At 69.9% G+C, this 2,475-nt stretch carries 1 protein-coding gene; it reads right to left on the bottom strand.

Annotated features, from left to right (window positions below; genetic code table 11):
* The coding region (locus ACIQ7Q_RS34940; protein ID WP_403871507.1) for a hypothetical protein at positions 1–2,150 on the bottom strand (2,150 nt) is incomplete at its 3' end.
* Positions 2,151–2,475: the final 325 nt, after the last annotated feature.

Here is a 2,475-nt window from a genome sequence, read left to right as displayed (position 1 = left end):
TCCCACGAACCCGAGACCAGACCACGCGCCTCACCACCCGACAACGTCCGCACCACAACCCCGGACGCCTTGTGCCGCAGCACCAACGACCACGAGCCGGCAGGCTTCGACAACCACCAACGCGGCTTCCACACACCACCCTTCACGTTCACCGACACCGCAGCATCGGAGTCCACCACGTTCAGGGCGGACGTGGCGACGCCGGTTCCGAGCAGGCGGATCGCGCCCTTGGTGTCGGCCCAGGCGAGGGTGTTCGTCGCCGGGTCGACCGACCAGGCCTGGTCATACGAGGGCAGGCCGGCGTCGACGTCGAACTCGCTGCCGCCGTCGCGCAGGTCCTTCACCCTGATCTTGTCGTCCCGCAGGTAGGCGACGAGTCCGTCGCCGAGCTGCGCACCGGCGTTGTACCCGATGCCGAGCGGCGTGATGGTGCGCGTCTGAAGGTCGTACACGCCCTCGTCGTTGCGACCGGAACAGTTCCAGTGAAGCCAGCGGCCGACCGCGGAAGCGCCTTCGACGAAGCAGTCCGGGATGTACGCGTACGCGGACTGCAGTCTGGCACCCGTCCGGATGTCGTAGCCGATGACCTCGCCCTTGCTGCCTCCCGCCCACAGCGTGGTGCCGGCGAGGTCGAACGGGTGCACCGGCAGCGTCCTGGCGACCTTGCCGGTGTCGGTGTCCACGACACGGGTCTCCCACGCACCGCCGGACGCCGTCGCGTAGACCACCGCCCAGCGGCCCCAGCTGCCGACGAAGCCCGGGGAGCCGGTACCGACGTCGAGCTTGGTGCCCGGGAGTTGGCCGCCGTCGGACACCCGGTGCAGCGGCATGACCTGGGTGGGGCCGGTGCCCCTCTCACCGCCGTAGACGATGCGCCCGTCGCCCGTCTCCTGCACCTTCGGGCAGTAGTCGATCGCGCAGTCGTCGGGCAGCACCAGCCAGCCGCGGTCCTTCCGCTCGCCGTGGACGAGCGATCCGCCCTCCGGTTCGGCGGTGCGCGTGTACACACCCGCACGCGCGAGCTCGGCGACGCCCTCCACCGTGGTCAGGCGCCCCTGGTTGAACGTCATGCGGTGCACCTTGTTCGGCACGGTCCTCGACACGACGCGGGTCTCGGGGGTCACCACTGCGCGCTGGGAGCCGTCGGCCTCGATCCGCTGGACGCCCCAGTCGGAGGTGTTCGGTCCGCCGTGCACCAGCAGGCCGCCGTCGGCCGTCGCCCTGGCCTTCCCCCCTGATCGGGCCAGAAGGGTGCGTGCCGCGGTGCCGTCCATCGGCTGGGCCTCGACGCGCCAGGAGTGGAAGTCCCGGTCGAGCGGGCCCAGCGCCGGATCGTGGCGGGCCACGATCAGCTCGTCGCCGACCATGCCGAGGAGGCGGGTGTCGTCGCCGTCCGCCAGCGGCCAGGTGCGTTCTGCCTGCGTCGGGTCGTCGCGCCGGAAGATCGACACCTTGCCGTTCGCCCGGTACAGCAGGTGATCGGGGGTCAGCGCCAGGTCGTCCGCACGCAGATCGGTGAGGGGAAGGGGCACGGCGCGTCGCTGTGTCACATCCAGCCACACGATCTTCCCGGCGTACGCGATCACCAGACCGTCGGCGTCGCCGAGCCCCGGGATGACGGAGTAGCCGCCCCGCGAGACCTCGCCCTCGACGAGGCTGTCGCGCAGCTGCCCGGTCTCCATGTCGAGTACATGGAAGCGGGAGTCGTAGTCCCGGGTCAGAACGTTCCTGCCGAACGTCCCGAGGTACTCATGGCCGGACGGTAGAGCGACGGTCACCGTGTCACCGGTGACCATGTCCCGGAGCTCGACGGTCTTCGCCGTTTCCTGGTACCGGGCGACGACATCCGACCCGGTGCCCCACTCGAACGTGCGCCCGTCGACCTCCGCGGTCGCGTCGACCTGGACGTCGGCCTCACCGTTGTACGACCGCCAGATCGCACCGCGCCCCTCTTCGACGCGGAGGTACCCGTGCGGTCCGACGTTCAACAGATCGCTGCGCATGGGGACGTCCGTCGTGACGCCCGGGATCACCACCTGCGCCGAGGGCTCCGCCGCCAGGGCGCCGGGCGACGCCGGGCCGGCGATCACGGCCGCTCCCAACACGACGGCAGCGGCGACGAAACCGCCCAAGGGTCTCTTCCCGTACACGTGTCTCCTCTTCGGGCACATGAAAAATCTCCGGTGCATGAAGGGAGCGCAGAGCATCGGCACGCGTCGCCGGTGGAACGTCACGGAAGCCGCAGTGCTTCGATGAGATGTGTGAGGGGCGCGTCGGCTGCCCCGCCCATCCTGCCCTCAGTGCCCCCCACTGCAGGTGAGCGGATCGTAACAGCCTTTCGGCCATGGCCGAAAGGCTGTTACGACTCGATGGGCAAGGATCAGTACAGGCCCTTGAAGGCCGTCCAACCGCTGTTGCCGATCTGCACCCGGCCGCCGAGCGTGCCGGCGCCCGTCCCGCTGAACCGGAACAGCT

The organism is Streptomyces sp. NPDC096176, assembly GCF_044763255.1.
Lineage (GTDB): Bacteria > Actinomycetota > Actinomycetes > Streptomycetales > Streptomycetaceae > Streptomyces.
Note: the sequence above shows the minus strand (reverse complement) of the source record. Positions and strands in the feature narration are given on the sequence as shown.